General features: G+C 44.1%; 5 protein-coding genes. 4 read left to right on the forward strand and 1 reads right to left on the reverse strand.

Translation table 11 applies throughout. From position 1 onward, the window contains the following. The first annotated feature begins 17 nt into the window (after window positions 1–17). From rpmI to lpxA, 4 genes are all read left to right on the forward strand, one after another. The gene (gene rpmI, locus LBH49_04100; GenBank protein ID MDR0351790.1) at window positions 18–212 is read left to right on the forward strand and encodes a 50S ribosomal protein L35; all 195 of its coding nucleotides are present in this window, start codon (window positions 18–20) and stop codon (window positions 210–212) included. 64 nt (window positions 213–276) lie between these two features. Continuing rightward, window positions 277–642: a 50S ribosomal protein L20 gene (gene rplT, locus LBH49_04105; protein ID MDR0351791.1), complete on the forward strand. Its 366-nt coding sequence runs from the start codon at window positions 277–279 to the stop codon at window positions 640–642. Between the two features lie 10 nt (window positions 643–652). Continuing rightward, window positions 653–1,711, forward strand: a complete 1,059-nt coding sequence (gene pheS / locus LBH49_04110) for a phenylalanine--tRNA ligase subunit alpha (protein ID MDR0351792.1) — start codon at window positions 653–655, stop codon at window positions 1,709–1,711. 13 nt (window positions 1,712–1,724) lie between these two features. Continuing rightward, window positions 1,725–2,513, forward strand: coding sequence for an acyl-ACP--UDP-N-acetylglucosamine O-acyltransferase (gene lpxA, locus LBH49_04115; protein ID MDR0351793.1), 789 nt, complete (start codon window positions 1,725–1,727; stop codon window positions 2,511–2,513). Here lpxA and tsaD read toward each other — a convergent pair whose 3' ends face one another. After that, the gene (tsaD, locus tag LBH49_04120) at window positions 2,514–3,524 is read right to left on the reverse strand and encodes a tRNA (adenosine(37)-N6)-threonylcarbamoyltransferase complex transferase subunit TsaD (GenBank protein ID MDR0351794.1); all 1,011 of its coding nucleotides are present in this window, start codon (window positions 3,522–3,524) and stop codon (window positions 2,514–2,516) included. It lies immediately after the preceding gene. Window positions 3,525–3,603 lie beyond the last annotated feature (79 nt).

Genomic DNA, 3,603 nt, shown 5'->3' on the forward strand with positions numbered 1-3,603 from the left:
ACTGTTGAAGGTTTTTTATGCAGAAGACTAACAAATCCATAGTGAAGAGGTTTAAAGTGACCGGAACTGGTAAGATATTACGCAGGACTTCTGGGCACAGGCATTTCCTAAGAAATAAGACTGTCAAGCAGAAGAGAGTTGCTAGACATGATCATCTGGTTTCACCTGGATTTGCGAAGCGGATATGTAAAGCCATAGCCGCTGGACTTTAACGTATTGTATTAAAAGATATTATAAGCCATATTATTGGCTTTAGCCATAACTAAGGAAGATATTATGCCAAGGGTAACAAATGCAGTGGCCACGAGAAAACGTCGAAAACGGATTCTCAAAATGGCTCGTGGATATTTCGGCAACAAATCAAGGCTGTATAGATATGCCAAAGAACAGGTTTATCGAGCCGGCGTTTTTGCCTATAGAGACAGAAAAAAGCACAAGACGCATATGCGGCAACTGTGGATAATTAGAATCAATGCAGCTTGTCGTGAGCTCGGTATGCAATATTGCCGACTCATTGCAGGCCTCAAGGCTGCTAATATAAATCTTGACCGCAAGTCATTAAGCGAAATAGCGATAAATGATTATGCTACTTTTAAGACAGTGGTAGAAAAGGCCAAAGTAGCTCTATCATCAACTAGTTAGATCTCCTTCCATGGTCCAGGACGGCATAGATTTGGCTTCATTGGCCGAACAGATAGATGTCATAAAACGCCAGTTGGTTGACGCCGTATCTCCTTCGGAGATAGATCATTTGCGAACAAAAATTTTTGGAAACCAAGGTGCTATACGTCGGGCAATGAAAGGGTTAGCGTCTTTACCAGCTGATGAAAAACCATCCATTGGTAAGGTCATAAATGAAACAAAAGATGAGTTAGAGCGGCTTATCGCTGCCAAGGTCGAAGAAATTGAGGCAAGTGAATTTAATAAAAAGCTTGGCCTCCAACCACTTGAATTTTCCATTGACAATCCAGGCCAACGAGGAACACTGCATCCCATTACCCAGATTCAGAGAAAAATCGAAGAAATCTTTGGTCGAATGGGGTTCACCGTGGCCCGAGGCACTGAAATTGAAACTGAGTGGTTTTGCTTCGACGCACTGAACACTCCTGAAAATCATCCGGCCCGAGATGAGATGGATACCTTTTTTTTGCCCGATGAAGTGGTCGTGTCATCAACCAGTAAACACTTGAGTGAACGCTATTTACTACGTTCACATACCTCCACAGTCCAAATTAGAACCATGATGAAAGAAAGGCCTCCATTGAAAATAATTGCTCCGGGAAGGACATTTCGGCGAGACACGGTCGATGCAACCCACAGTGCAAATTTTCATCAGTGCGAGGGTTTATATGTGGCCGAAAATGTTACGGTTTGTGATTTGAAGGCGATTTTAAACTTTTTGCTACATAGTCTTTTCGGCGATGACATAAAGTTTCGACTACGACCAAGTTTTTTCCCATTCACCGAACCAAGTTTCGAAGTCGATATGATGTCCAAACATCTGGGATCTCTGAGCAATCAATGGATAGAAATACTTGGTTGCGGAATGGTTGATCCAGAAGTATTTAGCGCCGTTGGCTACGATCCAAATCAATGGTCAGGCCTTGCTTTCGGTGTTGGTTTGGAAAGAATCGCTATGCTACTGCATGGCATCGATGACGTCAGAATGTTTTACCAGAATGATCTAAGATTTTTAAATCAGTTTGCCTAGGGCTCGAGTTCACATGTCTAATATTCACCCATCTGCCATAGTCAGCGACTCAGCTCTTCTCGAAGATGGAGTGACAATAGGACCCTATTCCATTATAGGAGAAGGAGTTAAACTAGGAAGCGGGACAACTGTTCTATCCCATTGCTCTATCCATCGCTGCACCATTGGCAACCACTGCCTAGTCGATAATTTTTCCACTCTTGGCGGCCTTCCCCAGATAGCTGGCTTCGACTCAACCAAGGCTGGTACCATCATCATCGGAGACAATACCGTTGTGCGAGAACATGTTACGTTGAGCACTGCTTCGGCAAAGGATAAATTAACCAAAATTGGAAATCATTGTTTACTCATGGCCTGCTCCCATGTGGGCCACGATTGTACGCTTGAAAATAATATAACTCTTGCCAATAGCGCCCTTCTTGGCGGCCACGTGCATCTGCAAAATGACTGTTTCATCGGCGGCAATTCGGCCATTCATCAGGGCTGCCTCGTTGGCGCCGGCACGATAATCAGCGGAATTTCCGGAGCATCCAAACACGTACCACCCCATAGCATAATTGCTAACCGCAACGAACTCATTGGATTAAATCTCATTGGCCTGCGACGTCGTGGCGTTAGCTCGGCAGCAATCAGTGAATTATCAAACCACTTCACCATTATCTTCAAAAAAATGTCCGGAAGATTGGAGGAACGGGCCGAAAAGTTGCTCTCGGAAAATAAGATAGAATACAATGAGACACTCCAATTCCTGAAGTTTTTCAGAAATAAAGCACCCAAAGGATTCTGCACTCCAAGAAAGTGATCAATCACAAATTTTTAAAGAACTATTAAAGGTTTCAATGTCAATCGCCGTATGCGCCCTATCCACATGCGCCGCAAAAGCAATCATAGCAGCATTGTCCTCGGCATGCCTCGGCTCTGGCAAAAGTAGCATCGTTTCGCTGGCCTTGGACAATTTATCTAACCTGTTGCGCAGTAGCAAATTATTGGATACTCCACCGGAAACACCCATGCTATTGTAGGTTTTTTCAGCCAACGCCACTTCCACCTTATCAATCAACGGCTCCACCAGCGCTGCCTCATAGCTTGCGCAGATATTTGGCAATTCACTGGCGAACACATCATCATCGGTAATTTTTTCCAACATATATCGAAGACTGGTTTTCAGCCCAGAAAAACTAAATTTCATCTCATCTTTGTTTGAAAATGCCCTGGGAAAATGGAAAGCATCGGGCTCACCTTCCATGGCTAATTTTTCTATCTCTGGCCCTCCAGGATATCTCAGGCCCAACAACTTAGCACCTTTATCAAAGGCCTCTCCGGCCGCATCATCGACGGTCTCAGCAATCACATAAATTTCCAAATCACTCCGAATTTCAAATAAAATGGTATTTCCTCCCGAGGCCAATAGACCCAAATGCGGCAAAAAATCATCTATCCGCGCATGATATATCGACATAAATGGCGAAAATGCATGGCCACGCAAATGATTTACCCCACACACATCCGCTCGAAATATGGCCGCCAATGTGTGCGCAAAAGCCACACCAAGACTCAATGAAGCTGCTAACCCCGGTCCGTAGGTAACTGCCACTCTGAACCTTTCATCCAAACATCCATTTTTTTTTAATTCATAGAGTAGCGGCGCAAAATTGTCCATATGAGCCCTGGCAGCCAATTCCGGAACCACACCACCAAATCGTTTATGTATAGCCAGTTGCGACAGTTTACGCTCAAAAATAATCCCAGATTTCTTGGAAAAAACTGCCACACAGCTGTCGTCACAGGAACTTTCGATTCCAATAATATTCATATCATTCAAAATCCGGAAACAACTCTATCACATGCTCCAACGGCGCAATCATATCCCCTTCATGGCTTGGCCTCTCTAA

Source organism: Puniceicoccales bacterium (genome assembly GCA_031255005.1).
In the GTDB taxonomy this organism is placed as follows: Bacteria; Verrucomicrobiota; Verrucomicrobiia; order Opitutales; family LL51; genus JAIRTH01.

What these genes read in the sequence shown, in the direction of transcription:
- rplT (MDR0351791.1), top strand. Translation starts at nt 277, where the DNA reads ATGCCAAGGGTAACAAATGCAGTGGCCACGAGAAAACGTCGAAAACGG.
- pheS (MDR0351792.1), top strand. Translation starts at nt 653, where the DNA reads ATGGTCCAGGACGGCATAGATTTGGCTTCATTGGCCGAACAGATAGAT.
- rpmI (MDR0351790.1), top strand. Translation starts at nt 18, where the DNA reads ATGCAGAAGACTAACAAATCCATAGTGAAGAGGTTTAAAGTGACCGGA.
- lpxA (MDR0351793.1), top strand. Translation starts at nt 1,725, where the DNA reads ATGTCTAATATTCACCCATCTGCCATAGTCAGCGACTCAGCTCTTCTC.
- tsaD (MDR0351794.1), bottom strand. Translation starts at nt 3,524, where the DNA reads ATGAATATTATTGGAATCGAAAGTTCCTGTGACGACAGCTGTGTGGCA.